This window comes from Mycolicibacterium arcueilense, from assembly GCF_058536225.1.
Map to the genome: position 1 here is coordinate 156,828 of NZ_JBZTYL010000022.1, position 18,790 is coordinate 175,617.

At 68.7% G+C, this 18,790-nt stretch carries 17 protein-coding genes; 12 read left to right on the forward strand and 5 right to left on the reverse strand.

Annotation, left to right across the window (positions count from 1 at the left end):
* The first annotated feature begins 71 nt into the window (after positions 1-71).
* Genes AC4LGL_RS21845 through AC4LGL_RS21855 form a run of 3 tightly spaced genes read left to right on the forward strand, consistent with a single transcriptional unit; the run spans position 72 to position 2,907 of the window.
* On the forward strand, positions 72-959 hold the full coding sequence (locus AC4LGL_RS21845) for a hypothetical protein (protein ID WP_491840593.1): 888 nt from the start codon (positions 72-74) through the stop codon (positions 957-959).
* Positions 959-1,465, forward strand: a complete 507-nt coding sequence (locus tag AC4LGL_RS21850; protein ID WP_055115050.1) for a polyadenylate-specific 3'-exoribonuclease AS — start codon at positions 959-961, stop codon at positions 1,463-1,465. Before AC4LGL_RS21845 ends, AC4LGL_RS21850 begins: the two co-directional genes overlap by 1 nt.
* Before the next feature lie 44 nt (positions 1,466-1,509).
* Positions 1,510-2,907, forward strand: coding sequence for a class II 3-deoxy-7-phosphoheptulonate synthase (locus AC4LGL_RS21855; protein WP_491840594.1), 1,398 nt, complete (start codon positions 1,510-1,512; stop codon positions 2,905-2,907).
* Positions 2,908-2,916: 9 nt separating this feature from the next.
* Here AC4LGL_RS21855 and AC4LGL_RS21860 read toward each other — a convergent pair whose 3' ends face one another.
* Positions 2,917-4,194, reverse strand: a complete 1,278-nt coding sequence (locus tag AC4LGL_RS21860) for a protein kinase domain-containing protein (RefSeq protein ID WP_491840595.1) — start codon at positions 4,192-4,194, stop codon at positions 2,917-2,919.
* A gap of 36 nt (positions 4,195-4,230) precedes the next feature.
* On the opposite strand from AC4LGL_RS21860, the gene AC4LGL_RS21865 reads away from it, so the two are divergent.
* Positions 4,231-4,635, forward strand: a complete 405-nt coding sequence (locus AC4LGL_RS21865) for an Rv2175c family DNA-binding protein (protein WP_491840596.1) — start codon at positions 4,231-4,233, stop codon at positions 4,633-4,635.
* On the opposite strand, the gene AC4LGL_RS21870 is transcribed toward AC4LGL_RS21865, so the two are convergent.
* The 4 genes from AC4LGL_RS21870 to AC4LGL_RS21885 form a co-directional block, all read right to left on the reverse strand.
* Positions 4,624-6,162 (reverse strand): alpha-(1->6)-mannopyranosyltransferase A, encoded by a 1,539-nt coding sequence (locus AC4LGL_RS21870; protein ID WP_491840597.1) that lies wholly within the window; start codon positions 6,160-6,162, stop codon positions 4,624-4,626. The two genes, AC4LGL_RS21865 and AC4LGL_RS21870, sit on opposite strands and share 12 nt — an antisense overlap.
* A gap of 31 nt (positions 6,163-6,193) precedes the next feature.
* The gene (gene idsA2, locus AC4LGL_RS21875; RefSeq protein WP_491840598.1) at positions 6,194-7,282 is read right to left on the reverse strand and encodes a bifunctional (2E,6E)-farnesyl/geranyl diphosphate synthase; all 1,089 of its coding nucleotides are present in this window, start codon (positions 7,280-7,282) and stop codon (positions 6,194-6,196) included.
* Positions 7,283-7,403: 121 nt separating this feature from the next.
* Complete coding sequence (locus AC4LGL_RS21880) at positions 7,404-8,120, reverse strand: LppM family (lipo)protein (protein WP_491840599.1); 717 nt, start codon at positions 8,118-8,120, stop codon at positions 7,404-7,406.
* A gap of 11 nt (positions 8,121-8,131) precedes the next feature.
* Positions 8,132-8,725 (reverse strand): GNAT family N-acetyltransferase, encoded by a 594-nt coding sequence (locus AC4LGL_RS21885; protein ID WP_491840600.1) that lies wholly within the window; start codon positions 8,723-8,725, stop codon positions 8,132-8,134.
* A gap of 229 nt (positions 8,726-8,954) precedes the next feature.
* Between AC4LGL_RS21885 and AC4LGL_RS21890 the strand changes: the two genes are divergently transcribed.
* The 8 genes from AC4LGL_RS21890 (at position 8,955) to mraY (ending at position 18,767) form a co-directional block, all read left to right on the forward strand.
* Complete coding sequence (locus tag AC4LGL_RS21890; RefSeq protein WP_055120335.1) at positions 8,955-9,359, forward strand: SCO2097 family morphological protein; 405 nt, start codon at positions 8,955-8,957, stop codon at positions 9,357-9,359.
* Positions 9,360-9,802: 443 nt separating this feature from the next.
* Entirely contained in the window at positions 9,803-10,231 is a 429-nt protein-coding gene (gene mraZ / locus AC4LGL_RS21895; RefSeq protein WP_055115035.1) for a division/cell wall cluster transcriptional repressor MraZ, read from the forward strand.
* Between the two features lie 37 nt (positions 10,232-10,268).
* The gene (rsmH, locus tag AC4LGL_RS21900; protein WP_491840759.1) at positions 10,269-11,396 is read left to right on the forward strand and encodes a 16S rRNA (cytosine(1402)-N(4))-methyltransferase RsmH; all 1,128 of its coding nucleotides are present in this window, start codon (positions 10,269-10,271) and stop codon (positions 11,394-11,396) included.
* Positions 11,393-12,583 carry a cell division protein FtsL gene (gene ftsL, locus AC4LGL_RS21905; RefSeq protein WP_491840601.1) on the forward strand — a complete coding sequence of 397 codons (1,191 nt, stop codon included), beginning with the start codon at positions 11,393-11,395 and terminating at the stop codon, positions 12,581-12,583. Before rsmH ends, ftsL begins: the two co-directional genes overlap by 4 nt.
* Positions 12,580-14,508: a peptidoglycan D,D-transpeptidase FtsI family protein gene (locus AC4LGL_RS21910; RefSeq protein ID WP_491840602.1), complete on the forward strand. Its 1,929-nt coding sequence runs from the start codon at positions 12,580-12,582 to the stop codon at positions 14,506-14,508. The genes ftsL and AC4LGL_RS21910 overlap by 4 nt, the downstream gene beginning before the upstream one ends.
* A 52-nt stretch (positions 14,509-14,560) precedes the next feature.
* Positions 14,561-16,135 carry a UDP-N-acetylmuramoyl-L-alanyl-D-glutamate--2,6-diaminopimelate ligase gene (locus tag AC4LGL_RS21915; RefSeq protein ID WP_491840603.1) on the forward strand — a complete coding sequence of 525 codons (1,575 nt, stop codon included), beginning with the start codon at positions 14,561-14,563 and terminating at the stop codon, positions 16,133-16,135.
* A complete protein-coding gene (locus AC4LGL_RS21920) occupies positions 16,132-17,691 on the forward strand; it encodes a UDP-N-acetylmuramoyl-tripeptide--D-alanyl-D-alanine ligase (protein ID WP_491840604.1) in 1,560 nt (519 codons plus the stop codon). The genes AC4LGL_RS21915 and AC4LGL_RS21920 overlap by 4 nt, the downstream gene beginning before the upstream one ends.
* Positions 17,688-18,767, forward strand: coding sequence for a phospho-N-acetylmuramoyl-pentapeptide-transferase (gene mraY / locus AC4LGL_RS21925; protein ID WP_491840605.1), 1,080 nt, complete (start codon positions 17,688-17,690; stop codon positions 18,765-18,767). Before AC4LGL_RS21920 ends, mraY begins: the two co-directional genes overlap by 4 nt.
* Positions 18,768-18,790: the final 23 nt, after the last annotated feature.

Below are 18,790 nucleotides of genomic sequence, written 5' to 3' on the forward strand. Positions count from 1 at the left end.
CTATCGGGGGCAACTCGCAGAGGGCGCATCCGCACTCGCGACGCGCGCAGGTCGGCGTAAGTTCTCTGTCCGTGCACGCGACCGTCCACCTCGATTTCCTCACCCGCGATCGCCTGCCGCTGCTGTGCTGCCTGGTGGCGTTCATTCTCACGTTCTTCGTGACCCGCATCGTGGTGCGTTACATCCGCCGCAATGCCGGCAGCGAACGGCCGCCCAGGTGGTGGCAGCCCCGCAACATGGGACACGGTTCCGTACACATCCACCACATGGTGATCGGTGTGGTGCTGGTGCTCGTGTCGGGCGTGACGATGGTGACGCTCGCGGTCAACGGCGGTGTACCGGAGTTCACGGTGGCTGCGGTGTTCTTCGGAATCGGCGCGGCCCTGGTGCTCGACGAGTTCGCGCTGATCCTGCATCTGTCGGACGTGTACTGGGCCGAGGACGGCCGGACGTCGGTGGATGCGGTGTTCGCCGCGGTCGCGGTGGCGGGGTTGTTGATCCTGGGTTTCAATCCGCTGTCATTCTTTGATATCGGTATCTGGCGCGAGGACCAGTCGGCGGCCATGCGCGCGCTCGTGGTCGGGGTGGCGGTGCTGACCCTGCTGCTGGCGGTGGTGGTTCTGCTCAAAGGCAAGGTGTGGACTGGATTGGTGGGCATGTTCATTACCCCGTTGTTGTTCGTCGGGGCGGTTCGGCTGTCGCGGCCGCATGCTCCGTGGGCGCGCTGGCGCTACACCGGCCATCCGCGCAAGATGCACCGTGCACTGGAGCGGGAGCGCTGGCTGCGCCGGCCCGTGGTGCAGGCCAAACTGTGGTTGCAGGACGCGATCACCGGGATGCCGAAGTTCCCCGACGACGCCACTGTCGATGCGCAACTGGATCGCGAGATCCACGCGGCCCCCGCACCGGTGTCGACGGCGGCGGCGAAGACGGACGAGCGGGCAGGACGGATTGGTTGATGCGCTACTTCTACGACACCGAGTTCATCGACGACGGTCACACCATCGACCTGATCTCGATCGGCGTGGCCGCCGAGGACGGACGCGAGTACTACGCGATCTCGACGGAATTCAATCCGGACCGGGCCGGTCGGTGGGTGCGCAAACACGTACTGCCCAAGCTGCCGTCGCCGTCGTCGAAGCTGTGGCGGTCCCGGCGGCAGATCCGGTCGGAGCTGGAGGATTTCTTCGACATCGACGGTGACGAACCGATCGAGCTGTGGGCCTGGGTGGGCGCCTATGACCACGTGGTGCTATGTCAGCTGTGGGGGCCGATGACCGACCTGCCTCCGGCGATGCCGCGGTTCACCCGCGAGCTGCGCCAGTTCTGGGAGGAGCGCGGTTCGCCGCGGATGCCGGCGCGACCGACCGATGCGCACGATGCGCTCGTCGACGCACGGCACAATCTGCACCGGTTCCAGCTGATGACGGGTGAGGGGCTCAGGCCGGCGCGGCAACCCGGGTGACAAAGCCCTGAAAACGGCCGTTCACCGGCGGCTACCATGAACGGGTGAACTGGACCGTCGACATCCCCATCGACCAGCTGCCGCCACTGCCTCCGCTGACCGACGAGCTGCGTCAACGGCTCGATGCGGCGCTGGCCAAGCCGGCGGTACAGCAGCCCAGCTGGGACCCGGACGCGGCCAAGGCCATGCGTACCGTGTTGGAGAGCGTGCCTCCGGTCACCGTGCCGTCGGAGATCGAGAAGCTCAAGGGCCTGCTCGCCGACGTCGCCCGCGGCGAGGCCTTCCTGCTGCAGGGTGGCGACTGCGCCGAGACGTTCGTCGACAACACCGAGCCGCACATCCGGGCCAACATCCGCACCCTGTTGCAGATGGCGGTGGTGCTGACCTACGGCGCCAGCATGCCGGTGGTCAAGGTGGCCCGAATCGCCGGCCAGTACGCCAAGCCGCGGTCGGCGGATCTGGACGCGCTCGGCCTGAGGTCCTACCGCGGTGACATGATCAACGGCTTCGCGCCGGATGCTGCGGTGCGCGAGCATGATCCGTCGCGGTTGGTGCGGGCCTACGCCAATGCCAGCGCCGCGATGAACCTGGTGCGCGCGCTGACCTCGTCCGGGCTGGCGTCGCTGCACCTCGTGCACAACTGGAACCGAGAGTTCGTCCGGACCTCGCCCGCCGGTGCCCGGTACGAGGCGTTGGCGGGGGAGATCGATCGGGGCCTGAAGTTCATGTCCGCCTGCGGGGTGGCGGACCGTAATCTGCAGACCGCCGACATCTTCGCCAGCCACGAGGCGCTGGTGATCGACTACGAGCGCGCGATGCTGCGGCTGGCCGATCCCGCGGAGAACCCGGACGGGCCGCCCAAGCTGTACAACCAGTCCGCGCACTACCTGTGGATCGGTGAGCGCACGCGTCAGCTCGACGGTGCCCATGTGGCACTGGCCGAGGTGATCGCCAACCCGATCGGGATCAAGCTGGGGCCGACCACGACGCCGGAGATGGCCGTCGAGTACGTCGAGCGGCTGGATCCGAACAACGAGCCCGGCCGGCTGACCCTGGTGACGCGGATGGGCAACAACAAGGTGCGCGATCTGCTGCCGCCCATCATCGAGAAGGTCCAGGCCACGGGCCACCAGGTGATCTGGCAGTGCGATCCGATGCACGGCAACACCCACGAGTCGTCGACCGGCTACAAGACCCGCCACTTCGACCGCATCGTCGACGAGGTGCAGGGGTTCTTCGAGGTGCACCACACCCTGGGCACCCACCCCGGCGGCATCCACGTCGAGATCACCGGTGAGAACGTCACCGAGTGCCTCGGTGGGGCGCAGGACATCTCGGATTCGGATCTGGCCGGTCGCTACGAGACCGCGTGCGATCCGCGGCTCAACACCCAGCAGAGTCTGGAGTTGGCGTTCCTCGTCGCGGAGATGCTGCGCGGCTAGCACTGTGGGCTAGAGCAGCGCCGCGACATGGCTGCCCAGCGTCCATGCTGCGGCGGCGACGAGGCCCGTCAGGGTGAGAACCGCGATCACCCAGAACGCCAGCGCCCGTTTGGCGCGCTGCTGGGCCCAGTAGAACTCGCTCATCTCGATACCGGCGAATTGCCCTGCCTCGAAAGAGTATTCGGCGTCTTCGGGGCCGGCCGGGATCGGTGCCCAGTCGTGCTGGTCGCGGGTGATCTCGCGGGTCGGCTGGCGCGGTGCGGGGGGGACCGGTGGCGCAATCGGCGGGGGCGGCGGGGCGGCCGTCACGACGGTGGCGCTCTCCGCCCGGCGGCCGTCGGCGGCACCGAGATCATGCACGCGGGTAGCGGCCAGGTGCTGCGCCGAATGTTGCGGTGCGGGCACCCGGAATGCCGGCAGCCCGAGGTCGTCGACGATCTCGGTCAGTTCCGCCCGCATCTCGTCGGCGTCGGCGAAGCGCTGCCCCGGATCGCGTGCCGTGGCGCGGCGTACGAACTGGTCGAATTGCGTTGGCACCCCGGCGATTACCCCGCTCGGCGCCGGCACATCGTTGTCCATGCGCTGGTATGCGACAGTGAGCGCCGAGTCACCGGTGAACGGGGTGACTCCCGTGAGCAGTTCGTAGGTGAGGATCCCGACGGCGTACACGTCGCTGCGCGGATCGGCGTCACCGGTACTGACCTGCTCGGGGGACAGGTAGGCCGCGGTACCCAGGATCACGCTGGTCGAGGTGATCTTGGCCTCGGCGACGGCGCGCACCAGACCGAAATCGGCGATCTTGACCTCGCCGTCGTCGGAGATCAGGACGTTCTCGGGCTTGATGTCGCGGTGCACGAGGCCGGCGCGGTGTGCGACTGCGAGCCCGCCGAGTACCGGTGCCAGCACCGCGGCGACCGCGTGCGGGGGCATCGGGCCGCGTTCGGCCAGCAGCTCGCGGAGCGTGCCACCCTCGATGAGTTCCATCACCAGGAAAGGTGGTTGGTGGGATGGTCCGGAGCCTCCGCCGCCCTGGTCGTAGACCGCGACCAGCCCAGGATCCTTCAACCGGGCCACGGCCTTGGCCTCGCGTCCGAACCTGGTCAGGAAGTGGCTGTCGCCGCTGTAGCGGGAGTCCATCACCTTCAGCGCCACGGGGCGGTCCAGGCGGACGTCGAGGCCGCGGTAGACCGTGGACATGCCACCGGTGGCGATGGTGGTGTCCACGCGATAGCGCCCGTCGAGCATGGTGCCGACGAGTGGATCCGATTGCTGCTCCACCGGACACATGTTACGAGTTGCGGCCGTAGTCCTAGAATCAGTGCGGTGAGCAGCATTCCGGTCGCCGATGATGTCTTGGACCCCGACGAGCCCGTCTACGATCTGCCGACGGTGTCGGGTTTGCTCGGCATCCCGGTCACCAAGGTGCATCAGCAGTTGCGCGACGGCCAGTTGATCGCCGTGCGCCGCGACCGCGTCATGGTGGTGCCGCAGGTCTTCTTTGATGACAAGGGCCACGTGGTCAAGCACCTGCCCGGCCTGCTGGTCGTGCTGCGTGACGGCGGCTACCGCGACACCGAGATCGTGCGCTGGTTGTTCACCCCGGACGAGTCGCTGACGATCACCGCCGACGGACGCACCGAGCAGGTGCCCAATGCCCGCCCGATCGACGCCCTGCATTCCCACCAGGCACGTGAGGTTCTGCGCCGCGCGCAGGCGCTAGGTTACTGACGGCTGGTTTTCGGCCGCCGGCTCAGCCGCGGGCCGCTCGGGTGCGCGGTACAGCGAGTACCACGCCACCACTGCGCATGCCGTGGTCAGCAGGACGTGCGCCCACGAATACATGCCGTGGGCCCCATCGGGTTTCCACATCACCATGATCCAGGTGGATAGCCCGGCCACCACCGCGATGGCGGGCCGGGTCTGGATCAGGGCGGCCGCCACGGCCAGCGGCCAGGTGTAGTACCAGGGCAGCGCGGCGGGGACGAACAACACGACCACCGCCATGACCAGGGCGGTGCCGGTGAGGGCTTCGCGGTCGGTGTGCCGGTAGCGCCACCACAACAGCGGCAGGGCGATCACGATCGTCAGGATGCCGATGATGCGGGTGACCTCGAGCACGGCGTAGAAGTTGACCGGGAAGATCAGGCCGCCGATGGCGTTGATCAGGTTGGCGGCGGCCGTGGGCACGGTGAGCCAGTTGATGATCTTGACGTTGCCGGCAGCCAGGGCCGAGAGCCAGCCGAGGCCGACGCCCGCGAGCCACGACATCACCGCGAACACGGCGGCGAGGATCGCCATGGAGGCAACGGTGGCCACGACGAATGCCCGCACCGGCGGTTGGTCGCGGCGGTCGCGCAGTTGCCGCGCCCACACCCACACGATGAACGGAAGTGCAAGTCCCGCGGTCGCTTTGACTGCGACGGCCATGGCGATCAGGCCGACACCCCAGACCGGGTGCCGTCGGAACGTCAGTGCGATGCCGGCCATCATGAGCCCGACCATCAGCATCTCGTTGTGCACGCCGCCCATCAGGTGGATGATCACCAGCGGGTTGAGCACGCAGACCCACAGGGCGGTGGCCGGACTCGCGCCGATGTGCCGCGCGACGCGCTGGGTCGCCCAGATCAGCAAGACCAGTCCGGGCAGCATGCACAGCCGCAGCAACATGGTGCCGGCCACGACGTCGTCGCGCACCAGCATCGTGACGAACTTCGCGACCAGGATGAAGGCCGGTCCGTAGGGTGCGGTGGTCGTCGTCCAGATCGGGCTCACGTTGTCCAGCAGGACGTTCGGATTCTCCACCGGCCCGACCACATAGGGATCGAGGCCGTCGCGCAGCAGCGCGCCCTGGGCGAGGTATGAGTAGGTGTCGCGGCTGAACAGCGGGACGCTCAACAGTAGTGGCGCGAGCCAGAAACCGGTCGTGGCCACCATGGTGTACTCGCTGGCGGTGCGGTCGATCACGCGCCGGCCCAGCCACAGCCAGGCGATCAGCATCATGGCGACGCCGACCCACAGCAGGATCGAGGACAGCACGAGGCCGTGCCCGAATCGCAGCCAGGACAGGTGCAGTGACTCCAGGAGCGGGTCGTGTATTCGGGTGCTGCCCGCGCCCAGTCCGCCGATGGTCAGTACGGCCGCGCCGAGGAAACCCAGCCGGGCCGGGCGGGCATCGGCGGACATCGCAAATGCGGCCAGGCGTGAGATATGTTGCGCGACCCCGGTTCTCGGGGTCTCGGTCGGCATAGTTGTCATGAGGGAGTCGTCATGTCGTTGTGACGTGCTCCTACGCCGACCGGTTCGCCGCGAACCGGGCGATCTCGGCCAGACCGGTCTTTGCCTGGGGGTGGATGGGAGCGGCGGCCAGGGTGTCCAGGGCGCGGTTGGTCAGCAGCTCGATGTGCGCCTCGACGGCGGCCAGGGCGCCCACCGATTCGATGGCCCGGCACAGGTCGCCCACCTTGGCGTCGGACAGTTCGGTGCCCACCGAGGTGCGCAGCAGCTCTGCGGCCGCGGGGTCGGACTTGTCGGCGAGCTCGAGAGCCTCGGCCAGCAGTACCGTGCGCTTGCCGGATCGCAGGTCGTCACCGGAGGGTTTTCCGGTCACCGCCGGGTCGCCGAACACCCCGAGCACGTCGTCGCGGAGCTGGAAGGCGACCCCCAGATCGTTGCCGACCTGGTGGAAGATCTGCTGCACGTCGGGCCGGTCGGCGGCCGCGGCGGCGCCCAGCTGAAGCGGACGGGCCACGGTGTAGGACGCGGTCTTGAAGGTGTTGACGTTCATCGCCGAGGCCACCGATTCGGCGCGGCTGGCCTCCGCGACGATGTCGAGGTACTGGCCGCCGAGGACTTCGGTGCGGATGTGACGCCAGACCTGCTGGACGCGCTGCTGCGCGTCGGCGGGGATCGGGGCGGAGGCGACGATGTCGTCGGCCCAGGACAGCGCCAGGTCGCCGGCCAGGATGGCCGCCGACAACCCGAACTGTCGCGACGAGCCGTGCCAATTGCGCTCGCGGTGCCGGTCGGCGAACACCCGGTGCACGGTGGGCAGGCCACGGCGGGTGGCCGAATCGTCGATGACGTCGTCGTGCACGAGAGCACAGGCCTGCAGCAGCTCCAGTGCGGCGAACAACCTCAGCACATCGGGATCGGCGGGGCGGTCGGCCGGGTCGATCACCGCGCGCCAGCCCCAGTAGGCGAAGGCGGGGCGCATCCGTTTGCCGCCGCGCAGCACGAATTCTTCGAGAGCCTCGGTCAGCTCGGCGTAGTCGGTCCCGATGTACTCGCAGTCGCGGCGGCGCTCACGGAGGTAGTCGCGCAGTTGGTCGGTGACGGCTGCGGCCAGCTCGACGGTTGACGGAGCCGATGTTTGCACGCTCAGCGCCCGCCCCTTTCTGTGTTCAACGGTGTGTCCGGAGAGTGCACTCAGCGTAGAGCGTGTCACGCGTTTTGTACCAAGTGAGGGCCGCCCGGCAATTGCTGGGCGAGGTCGGTGGTCAGTCGCCGCCGGTGACCGGGTCACCCGGTTTCGGGGAGGTGTCCCGGCTGATCCAGGCCAGGCTTCCGATCACGCCGGCCACCAGGAGTGCGCCGACGATGAGCCAGATGGTCGCGGTGGTGAAGGACCGGGCACTGGGATCGGTGTAGCGGGCCTGGGCGCTCATGGTGCTGACGATGCCCGGCCGCAGTTTCCATTCCACGATCGAGGAACTCACCTGATCGCCGTTGGTCGAGGTCACTTCGCCGGGGAACGACACCGTCAGCAGAACGTCGGCCTGCGGATCGTTGAGCGAGGTGAGGTCCACCCGGCCTTCCAGGATCACCAGGTCACCCGCGCGGCGCAGGGAGATGTCGACGCCGGCGGCATCCCGGCTCATGCCGGCGAGCTGGGGCAGTTCGGCGAACGTGAGGTCGGAGAAGACGGCCTGGGAACCGACGTAGTCGTCGCGGCTGTACTCCGAGACGGCGACCTTCGTGGCGAACGGAAGGTTGTTCAGCAGCTGCGGGCCCTTGTCGTCGGCGTCGCGCGGCTTGGCGGCGGCGATGATCTGACCGGACACCCTGTCGTCGGGGGAGACCGTGATCGACGTGCGGACCCGGACGCAGCCCACCGCCATGGGCAGGATCAGCAACAACATCACCAACGTGAGCAGGCGGGTCCGTCGGCTACGTCTGGGAAGGCGGCTGGGTGGTCGGACATGCACGCTGGTCATCGTGCCAGATCTCACAACGGCAGTGGGCGACCGAGGATGGCGAACGGCCGGGGGTCGCCGGCGAAGTGGTATCCGCGGATGACGTCGGTGAAGCCCAGCCGCCGGTACAACCGCCACGCCCGGTTGGCCTCGCCGTTGATCTCAGGGGTCGACAACAGCACGTGCGATTCATCCCGACCGGCCAACAGTCGCCTGGTCAGAGCCTCGCCGAGGCCCTGACCCTGGGCGCGCGGCTCGATGTGCAGCTCGGTGAGTTCGAAGTAGCTGGCCATCAGGTCGGCGATGTGTACCGGGTTGGTGCCCATCCGCTGGAGGCCGGAGATGACCTGTTGCTGCCACCACTGATCCGGCGCGCCGCTGTAGCCGTATGCGATCCCCTGCAGGGGAGCGTCGAGCAGATCCGCGCTGTCGGGCCTGGTGGATTCGGGGGCCTCGACGGCGGCCACGCATTTCCAGCCTGCGCGGCGCGTGTGTTCGAGCCACAGCGCGGCGCGCTGTTCCTCGGTTCCGCGTGGGTAGCGCATGGCGTCGACGTACACGCGCAGAGCCTCGGGAAGCCGGCGCTTCATATCGTCCGGCGACAGATCGATGAGATACGTCGCCAATGCTTTCGCCTTTCGCCCGCCCGGTGTCCTGCCTAACTCATTATCTTCAGCATTATCCGGTTGACAGACGGTCGGTCCCGTCGACCCGAGCTATCTCATGACGACCTACAATCGACGGCGAACAAGGTGGTACGGCTCGGATCGACCTCGTATCATTAGGGTTAGGTGCCCGTGATTGCGGGCACGTGAAATCTTGAAAAGCGACGGCGGCGTCGGCAAGGAGGGACGAATGCCACTCTCCGATCATGAGCAGCGCATGCTCGACCAGATCGAGAGCGCGCTGTATGCCGAGGATCCCAAGTTCGCCTCGAGCGTTCGTGGTGGGACCTTGCGCGCGCCATCGGCTCGGCGCAGGCTTCAGGGCGCGTTGTTGTTCGTCCTCGGCCTGGCGTTGTTGGTAGTCGGTGTCGCGGTGAAATCGCTGTGGCTCGGTGGTTTCCCGGTGCTGTCGGTGTTCGGCTTCGTCGCGATGTTCGCCGGCGTGGTGTTCGCCGTCACCGGCCCGCGCGTGACCGGCGGTCCCGGGCGGGCAGCCCAGGGTTCCGGCAATGCACCGCGGCAGCGTCGTCAGCGCGGCGGCGGCTCTTTCACCACTCGGATGGAAGACCGGTTCCGGCGCCGGTTCGACGACTGAACCGTCTGACTGAGTCAGGGGGCAGCCCGTAACGGGTTGCCCTCTTTTTTTGTGCGCTTTTCCTGCCTGCCCGGCCGGTGCCGAGGGCGGCCCAGCGACACGCCGGAGTAGGTGCCCCGCTCCCGGCTGTGGGGCGATGTGGGGGAGCGCAGCAGATTCTCAGGGAATTTCTCCCCACAACCCCCCACCTTCTCGCCGCAGGCCTTCACCTGCGGTTTTTCTGTTTCCGTGGGCGTCGGTGGGGCGCTGAGGTGTCGCCAGGGGGCAATTGTGGGCGGTTCGGGTGGGGAGAACGCCCAAACTGGACCAACTAAATGGAGCAAAGTGGGGGATCGTGGGGTAAAGTGGCGGCCAACGGGGAAACAGAACCCCGTGCGGAGGGCACAAGGCCTGGATCTCACAAGCGACTCGGGATCCGAACTCCGGCGGCGGGAGGTGTCCAGATGTTTCTGGGTACCTACACGCCCAAGCTCGACGACAAGGGGCGGCTCACACTGCCCGCCAAGTTCCGCGACGTACTGGCAGGAGGGTTGATGGTCACGAAGAGTCAAGATCACAGCCTGGCCGTGTACCCGCGGGATGAGTTCGAGGAACGTGCACGCAAAGCGGTGGAAGAGGCCAAGGCGCATCCGGAGCGTCGCGCGCAGTTGCGGGTTTTCGCCGCGGCCGCAGACGAGCAGCGTCCGGACGGCCAGGGGCGGATCACCCTGTCGGCGGATCACCGTCGCTACGCAAACCTGTCCAAGGAATGTGTGGTGATCGGATCGGTCGACTACCTGGAGATCTGGGACGCCGACGCGTGGCAGGAGTACCAGCAGACCCACGAAGAAAACTTCTCCGCGGCCACTGATGACACTCGCGACGTTCTGTGATGGTGCCGCTGATACAGCCGGTCAACCGGCGGCCGGTCTGGAGTTAGCCCGTGCAACGAGGCCTCTGCCCGAATTGGCCCTGGCGTACTTCCCCAACGCCAGGTCCGTGAATTCGGACAGAGACCCCGGTGCAGGGGCCATTCCGAGCGGAGGTGTTTCAGCGGTGCCAGATTCCCCAGATCAGTCCGACTCCGAGGGCCACGGTCACATCCCGGTTCTGCTCGACCGCTGCGTCGAGCTGCTGGCCCCCGCGCTAACCCGTCACCACGACGACGGCACGGGCGCTGTGCTGGTGGACGCCACGCTCGGCGCAGGCGGCCACTCCGAGCGCTTTCTCACCGACTTTCCGGGCCTGCAGGTGATCGGCCTGGACCGTGATCCCAACGCGCTCGGCATCGCCGGTGCCCGACTGGCTCCGTTCGGTGACCGGATGCGGCCGGTGCGGACCCGCTATGACGGAATCGCCGGGGCGATCATGGATTCCGGCTTCACCCGGATCGACGGCGTGCTGTTCGACCTCGGTGTGTCCTCCATGCAACTCGATCAGACCGAACGCGGCTTTTCCTACTCCGCGGATGCGCCGCTGGACATGCGGATGGATCCCGACGCTCCGCTGACGGCCGCGGACATCCTCAACACCTACGACGCCAAGTCGATCGCACGCATTCTGCGCGACTTCGGTGAGGAGCGCTTCGCCGGCCGGATAGCCGACAAGATCGTCAAACGCCGGGCTCAGCAACCATTTTCGACAACCGGTGAACTGGTCGAGCTGCTCTACGAAGCGATCCCGGCACCGGCTCGTCGTACCGGAGGGCATCCGGGTAAGCGCACCTTCCAGGCGCTGCGGGTGGCGGTCAACGGCGAACTGGATTCGTTGCGCGCCGCCCTGCCTGCGGCGCTCGCCGCACTGACCGACGGCGGACGGATCGTGGTGATGTCCTATCAGTCGCTCGAGGACCGGATCGTCAAGCAGGCGTTTGCCGCGGCCACCGCCTCGCGGACCCCTCCTGGCCTACCCATCGAATTACCCGGCCATGAACCGGAATTCGTCACGCTGACCCGCGGTGCCGAGAAGGCCCGCCAAGTCGAGATCGATCGCAATCCGCGTAGCGCTCCGGTGCGCCTGCGGGCACTGGAGAAGGTTGGGGAAGGGGGCAACTCATGAAGGTCAAGCGACCCGAGCAGCTGCGCGAGGCAGACCGCAGGCGTCCGGTGCGTCAACCCGCCCGAGGTGGCGGGCGGCGCACCGAGCAGGCCCCGCCGCGCAAGCGCCGGCCGGGTTCCGAACAGCGGCCCGCGCGTCCTGCGTCGAGTGCCGGCCCGATTCAGCGGCCGGGTACCCGTCCGGCCCGCCCCAAGAGCACCAGCCAGGCCAAGGCTCGGGCGAAGGCGCGTAAAGCCAAGGCTCCCAAGGTTGTCCGTCCGCCACTGCGGGTCCGCCTGCGGGAGCGTCTGCTGGTCCGGCTGGCCTCGATCGAGCTGAACCCACGGGTCCTGATCTCCCGGGTCCCGTTCGTCGTGCTGGTGATCGCGGCGCTGGGGCTGGGGCTCGCGGTCACGCTGTGGCTGTCGACCGGTTCGGCTGAGCGGTCCTACCAGTTGGGCCACGCCCGCCAGGTCAATCAGGGTCTGATGCAACAGAAAGAGGCGCTGGAGCGCGATGTGCTCGAGGCGCAGGCGGCTCCGGCGCTGGCCGAGTCGGCCCGCAATCTGGGCATGATCCCATCGCGCGATACCGCACACCTTGTGCAGGATGCCGCAGGCAACTGGACTGTCGTCGGCACCCCCAAGCCTGCCGAAGGCGTGCCGCCGCCCCCGCTGAACACGCCGCTGCCCGAGGAGGCTCCGCCGGCTCCGCCCGCGCCCCCGGCCCCGCGGGTCGTCGATCCGCGCGAGCTAACGGTGCGGGCACCGCGTCCGGGTGTTCTTGGCGTACCGGGCATTCCGGTCCCTCAGGCCGATGCGCCCCACGGGGCGCCCGGAGCGGTACCGCCGGCTCCCGGGCCGGTACCGGCTGCCGGTCCCGCACCGGACGTGCTCGCAGCTCCGGCACCTGCCCCGTTGGCCGCGCCCGCGCCGGTTGACCCCGCGCAGATCGCCCCGCAACAGGTTCCCGATCCGACGCACGTGCCCGGTGTGCCGACCGCACCCGGACCGGCCGTGCCTGCACTGGCCGCGCCGGTGCCGGTTGCTCCTGCACCGGCCGCTCCTGCGCCGGCTGCTCCCGCGCCCGTCGCGCAGGCGCTGGCAGCTCCGGGCCCGGTCACCCCGGTGGAGCAGTTCAGCCCACCGGTGGCGCCGGCGGCACACGTCCCGGCTGCTGCCGTGAACGCCCAGGCACCGGCCGCATGAGCCGCGGCCCGGGCCGCGGCGGCCAGACGCCCAAGCCGCAGCGGGCCAAGAAGGCCTCGCCCGGACCGGGGCACGAGGCGGGGGTTCGCCGCACCAGGGTTGCCGCTCCCGAAACAGGTTTGCGCAGCTCGTCTTTCGTGTTCCGGCACCGGGCCGGGAACCTGGTGATGCTGGCGGTGCTGGTGGTCGCCGCGGTGCAGTTGTTCACGCTCCAGGTGCCAAGGGCGGCGGGTCTGCGTGCCGAGGCGGCCAGTCAGCTCAAGGTCACCGATGTGAATCCCGCGATGCGGGGCAGCATCGTCGACCGCAACGACGACAAGCTGGCGTTCACCATCGAGGCCAAGGCCCTGACGTTCCAGCCGGTCCGGGTCCGCAAGCAGCTCGCCGAGGCCAAGGCCAAATCCAGTGAGGCGCCGGATCCGGATCGTCGGCTGTCCGACATCGCCAAGGAGATCGCCGCCCGGCTCGACAACCGGCCCGATTTCAAGACCGTGCTCAAGAAGCTGCGGAGCAACGAGACCTTCGTCTACCTGGCCCGCGCGGTCGACCCCGCGATCGCGAGCGCGATCATGGACAAGTTCCCCGAGGTCGGCGCCGAGCGCCAGGACCTTCGCCAGTACCCGGGCGGGTCGCTGGCGGCCAACATCGTCGGCGGCATCGACTGGGACGGCCACGGCCTACTGGGACTTGAGGATTCGCTCGACGCGGTGCTGGCGGGTTCCGACGGTTCGGTCACCTACGACCGCGGCTCGGACGGCGTGGTGATCCCGGGCAGCTACCGAAACCGCCACGACGCGGTGAACGGGTCCACGGTGCAGCTGACCCTCGATGACGACATCCAGTACTACGTCCAGCAGCAGGTGCAGCAGGCCAAGGACGCCTCGGGTGCCAAGAATGTCTCGGCTGTCGTGCTGGACGCGAAATCCGGTGAGGTACTGGCGATGTCGAACGACAACACGTTCGACCCGAGCCAGGACCTGGGGCGGCAGGACAGCCGCCAGATGGGCAACCTTCCGGTGTCCTCGCCGTTCGAGCCCGGTTCGGTGAACAAGATCATCACCGCCTCGGCGGCGATCGAGTACGGTCTGGCCAACCCCGACGAGGTCCTGCAGGTGCCCGGCTCGATCGACATGGGCGGGGTCACGGTCCGCGACGCGTGGAACCACGGCGTGATGCCGTACACGATGACCGGTGTGTTCGGGAAGTCGTCGAACGTCGGCACCCTGATGCTGGCCCAGCGCGTGGGTCCGGATCGGTTCTACGACATGGTGCGCCGGTTCGGGCTGGGGCAGCGCACCGGCGTCGGCCTGCCGGGCGAGAGCTCGGGGCTGGTGCCGCCCATCGATCAGTGGTCGGGCAGTTCGTTCTCCAACCTGCCTATCGGACAGGGTCTTTCGATGACACTGCTGCAGATGGCGGGGATGTATCAGACGATCGCCAACGACGGGGTGCGGATGCCACCGCGGATCATCAAGTCCACGATTGCGCCGGATGGCTCCCGGACCGATGAGCCACGGCCCGAAGGGGTTCGGGTGGTGACGCCGGAGACCGCCCGCACGGTCCGCAACATGTTCCGTGCCATCGTGCAGCGCGATCCGATGGGTGCGCAGCAGGGGACCGGCCCGCAGGCCGCGGTCGAGGGCTACCAGATCGCGGGGAAGACCGGTACGGCGCAGCAGATCAACCCGGCGTGCGGTTGCTACTACGACGACGTCTACTGGATCACCTTCGCCGGCATGGCGCCCGCGGACGATCCGCGCTACGTCGTCGGCATCATGATGGACGCCCCGCACCGCGCTGCGGACGGCTCACCGGGATCCTCGGCGGCGCCGCTGTTCCACAACATCGCCTCGTGGCTGCTGCAGCGTCACAACGTCCCCTTGTCGGCCGATCCGGGTCCGCGGTTGACCCTGCAGGCGACCTGACCGCGATAGTCGTGGGTGGTGCGGTCGGCGGACCGCAGATGGGTACTGTGGCATGGCCATGAAGCTGCGTCCCAGCCGTCCCGCCGGCCAATACCTCGTGCCGCTCGCCGAACAGGTCCAGGCGGTATCCGCCACCGGAAATCTGTTGCCCGAACTTCGGGTGACGGGAGTGACCCTGCGTGGCCAGGATGCCCGGCCCGGTGACCTGTTCGCGGCGCTGCCGGGTTCGGCGGTGCACGGCGCGCGCTATGCGGCCGACGCGGTTGCCGCCGGAGCGGTGGCGGTGCTCACCGACGCCGCCGGGGCGGCCGAACTGGACGCGCTCGAGGTCCCGATCCTGGTTCATCCCGACCCTCGTTCGGTGCTCGGCGAGGTGGCCGCCGAGGTGTACGGGCGTCCGTCGGAGCGGCTGACCGTCATCGGGGTGACCGGCACCTCGGGCAAGACCACCACGACGTATCTGGCCGAGGCCGGCCTGCGGGCCGCCGGGCGGGTGGCCGGGCTGATCGGCACGGTGGGGGTGCGCATCGCCGGCCGCGATCTGCCGAGCGCGCTGACCACGCCCGAGGCGCCGGATCTGCAGGCGCTGCTGGCCCTGATGGTCGAAAGCGGGGTCGACACCGTGGTGATGGAGGTGTCGAGCCATGCGCTGACGCTGGGCCGCGTCGACGGAATCGTCTTCGCGCTCGGCGGGTTCACCAATCTGTCGCGCGACCACCTGGATTTCCATCCGACGATGCAGGACTACTTCGAGGCCAAGGCCGGCCTGTTCGACCCCGGGTCGCCCAACCACGCCCGCGCGGCAGTGGTCTGCGTCGACGACGATGCGGGTGTGGCGATGGCCCGGCGGGCCGAGAAGGTGACGACCGTCAGCGCCGCGGGCGCGGCAGCGGACTGGCAGGTGCGCGACGTCTCGGCCGTCGGCGTCGGATCCCAGGAGTTCACCCTGATCGACCCGGCCGGGGTGGCCCACCCGATGCGGATCGGGCTGACCGGTGCCTACAACATCGCCAATGCGGCTCTGGCGGTCGCGCTGCTGCACGGGGCCGGCGTGACACCCGAGCAGGCGGCGCCGGGGCTGCGTGCGGCGACCGTGCCGGGGCGGCTCCAGCCGATCGACCGCGGACAGGAGTTCCTGGCGCTGGTCGATTACGCGCACAAGCCCGGTGCGCTGCGCGCGGTCCTGGAGACGTTGAGGGCGAGCGCAGCGACGGGGGATCAGGCAGCGCGGGCGTCGGGGCCGGGCCGCATCGGGGTGGTGTTCGGGGCGGGCGGCAACCGGGATACCGGCAAGCGTGCGCCGATGGGCCGAGTGGCGGCCGAACTGGCCGACCTCGTCGTCGTCACCGATGACAATCCACGCGACGAAGACCCCGCGTTGATCCGGGCGGCGATCATGGCCGGCGCCGCCGAGGCGCAGACGTACGCGGAGGTCGTGGAGGTCGCCGACCGGCGAGCGGCGATCGAGCGTGCGGTGGCCTGGGCCGGGCCCGGCGACACCGTGCTGATCGCCGGTAAAGGCCACGAGAGCGGCCAGACCGGAGGCGGCCACACCAGGCCTTTCGACGATCGTGACGAGTTGGCGGCGGCGTTGGACGCACTCAAGACAGGGGAGTCGGGCACGTGATCGAGATGACCGTTGCCAGGATCGCCGAGATCGTCGGCGGTGAGTTGGCCGACATCACCGCCGAAGAGGCGGCCGCCACCACGGTCACCGGCACCGTCGAGTTCGACTCCCGCGCGGTGGCTCCCGGTGGCTTGTTCCTGGCGTTGCCCGGTGCCCGCTCCGACGGCCATGACTTCGCGGCGGGGGCGGTGGCGGCCGGGGCCGTGGCTGTGCTGGCCGCGCGCCCGGTCGGGGTGCCCGCCATCGTCGTCAAGCCCGAGCCTGGGGCTGCCGACGCCGCTTCTGGCGCTTTGGAATTCGACACCGACGGCTCCGGCGCGGCGGTGCTGGCCGCGCTGGCCAAACTCGCGGCGGCGGTGGCGGCCGAGCTCGTCGCCGGTGGGCTGACGATCATCGGGGTGACGGGATCCTCGGGCAAGACCTCGACCAAGGATCTGCTGGCCGCGGTGTTGGATCCGCTGGGGCAGGTCATCGCGCCGCCGGGCTCGTTCAACAACGAGTTGGGCCATCCCTGGACGGTGTTGCGCGCCACGCCCGAGACCGATTACCTGATCCTGGAGATGTCGGCGAGACACCCGGGCAACATCGCCGCCCTGGCCGCGATCGCCCCGCCGCAGATCGCGGTGGTGCTCAACGTCGGCACCGCCCACCTCGGCGAGTTCGGTTCGCGCGAGGCCATCGCCAACACGAAAGCCGAGTTGCCGCAAGCTGTTCCGGCCTCAGGCGTGGTGATCCTCAACATCGACGACACCGCGGTGGCGGCCATGGCAGGCAAGACCGCGGCCCGCGTGGTGCGGGTCTCGCGTGAGCCCGGTTCCGAGGTGGACGTGTGGGCCGGTCCGGTCGCCCTCGACGGTCTGGCCCGGCCCCGGTTCACGCTGCACGCGGGCGGCGAGATCGAGGTGGCGCTCGCGGTGCACGGCGATCACCAGGTGGGCAACGCGTTGTGCGCGGCCGCGGTCGCGCTACAGTGCGGCGCGGGCCTGGATCAGGTGGCGACGGCGTTGGCAGGCGCCGGCCCCGTCTCGCGCAACCGGATGCAGGTCGGTACCCGGGCTGACGGTGTGACGGTGATCAACGACGCCTACAACGCCAATCCGGACTCGATGCGCGCCGGGCTGAAGGCGCTGGCCTGGATGGCCCGTGAGGGCTCGGGTGAACCGGCCGTTGACCACGCGGGTGAACCCGCCTTTGACCTGCGCGGAAAGCGCCGCAGCTGGGCGGTGCTGGGTGAGATGGCCGAACTCGGTGACGACGCGATAACCGAGCACGACGCCATCGGACGGTTCGCGGTGCGCTTAGATGTGTCTCGGTTAATCGTCGTCGGAACCGGGAGGACTATGAACGCCATGCACCACGGCGCGGTGATGGAGGGTTCGTGGGGATCGGAGTCCACGATGGTCGACGACGCCGATGCTGCGCTGGCCTTGCTGCAGGCTGAGCTGCAGCCCGGGGATGTGGTGCTGGTGAAGGCATCCAACTCGGTGGGGCTGGGTGCGCTGGCCGATGCGCTGGTTGCCGCTGAGGACGCAGACGATCGGAACGCCGACCGATGAAGCTCATCCTGATCGCCGTCGGTATCGCCCTGACGGTTTCGATCCTGCTCACCCCGGCACTGATCCGGCTGTTCACCAAGCGTGGGCTGGGACACGAGATCCGTGAGGACGGCCCGGCCAGCCACGCCAAGAAGCGCGGGACGCCATCCATGGGCGGCGTGGCGATCGTGGCCGGCATCTGGGCGGGCTACCTGGGCACCCATCTGGTCGGGGTGGCCCTGGGCGGTAACGGTCCGTCGGCCTCGGGGCTGCTGGTGCTGGGGCTGGCCACGATGCTCGGCCTGGTCGGCTTCGTCGACGACCTGATCAAGCTGCGGCGCTCGCGCAACCTTGGCCTGAACAAGACCGCCAAGACCGTCGGCCAGCTGACCGCCGCGGTGCTGTTCGGCGTGCTCGCCCTGCAGTTCCGCAACGGTGACGGCCTGACCCCGGGCAGCCCTGAACTCTCCTATGTCCGCGAGATCGCCACGGTGACGCTGGCGGGCTGGGTGTTCGTGTTGTTCTGCGTTGTGATCGTCAGCGCCTGGTCCAACGCGGTGAACTTCACCGACGGCCTGGACGGGCTGGCGGCAGGCGCAATGGCGATGGTGACCGCGGCCTACGTCCTGATCACGTTCTGGCAGTACCGCAATGCGTGCGCCACGGCGCCCGGTCTGGGCTGCTACAACGTGCGCGACCCGCTGGACCTGGCGATCATCGCCGCTGCGACCGCCGGCGCGTGTATCGGCTTCCTGTGGTGGAACGCCGCACCGGCAAAGATCTTCATGGGCGACACCGGCTCGCTGGCCCTTGGCGGCATCATCGCCGGGCTATCGGTGACCAGCCGCACCGAGATCCTCGCGGTCGTTCTGGGTGCGCTGTTCGTGGCCGAGGTGACCTCGGTGGTGGTGCAGATCCTGGCGTTCCGTACGACGGGCCGCCGCGTGTTCCGGATGGCGCCGTTCCACCACCATTTCGAGTTGGTGGGCTGGGCTGAGACCACGGTCATCATCCGGTTCTGGCTGCTGACGGCGATCGCCTGTGGTCTGGGTGTGGCCCTGTTCTACAGCGAGTGGCTCACCGCAGTCGGGGCCTGACGGTGGCTGGCCCATCCGGCGGG

Excerpts from the sequence above, each read along its gene's own strand:
- mraY (WP_491840605.1), top strand. The coding sequence starts at position 17,688 with ATGAAGCTCATCCTGATCGCCGTCGGTATCGCCCTGACGGTTTCGATC.
- AC4LGL_RS21890 (WP_055120335.1), top strand. The coding sequence starts at position 8,955 with ATGCCACTCTCCGATCATGAGCAGCGCATGCTCGACCAGATCGAGAGC.
- ftsL (WP_491840601.1), top strand. The coding sequence starts at position 11,393 with ATGAAGGTCAAGCGACCCGAGCAGCTGCGCGAGGCAGACCGCAGGCGT.
- mraZ (WP_055115035.1), top strand. The coding sequence starts at position 9,803 with ATGTTTCTGGGTACCTACACGCCCAAGCTCGACGACAAGGGGCGGCTC.
- AC4LGL_RS21870 (WP_491840597.1), bottom strand. The coding sequence starts at position 6,162 with ATGACAACTATGCCGACCGAGACCCCGAGAACCGGGGTCGCGCAACAT.
- AC4LGL_RS21860 (WP_491840595.1), bottom strand. The coding sequence starts at position 4,194 with ATGTGTCCGGTGGAGCAGCAATCGGATCCACTCGTCGGCACCATGCTC.
- AC4LGL_RS21880 (WP_491840599.1), bottom strand. The coding sequence starts at position 8,120 with ATGACCAGCGTGCATGTCCGACCACCCAGCCGCCTTCCCAGACGTAGC.
- AC4LGL_RS21910 (WP_491840602.1), top strand. The coding sequence starts at position 12,580 with ATGAGCCGCGGCCCGGGCCGCGGCGGCCAGACGCCCAAGCCGCAGCGG.
- AC4LGL_RS21915 (WP_491840603.1), top strand. The coding sequence starts at position 14,561 with ATGGCCATGAAGCTGCGTCCCAGCCGTCCCGCCGGCCAATACCTCGTG.
- AC4LGL_RS21850 (WP_055115050.1), top strand. The coding sequence starts at position 959 with ATGCGCTACTTCTACGACACCGAGTTCATCGACGACGGTCACACCATC.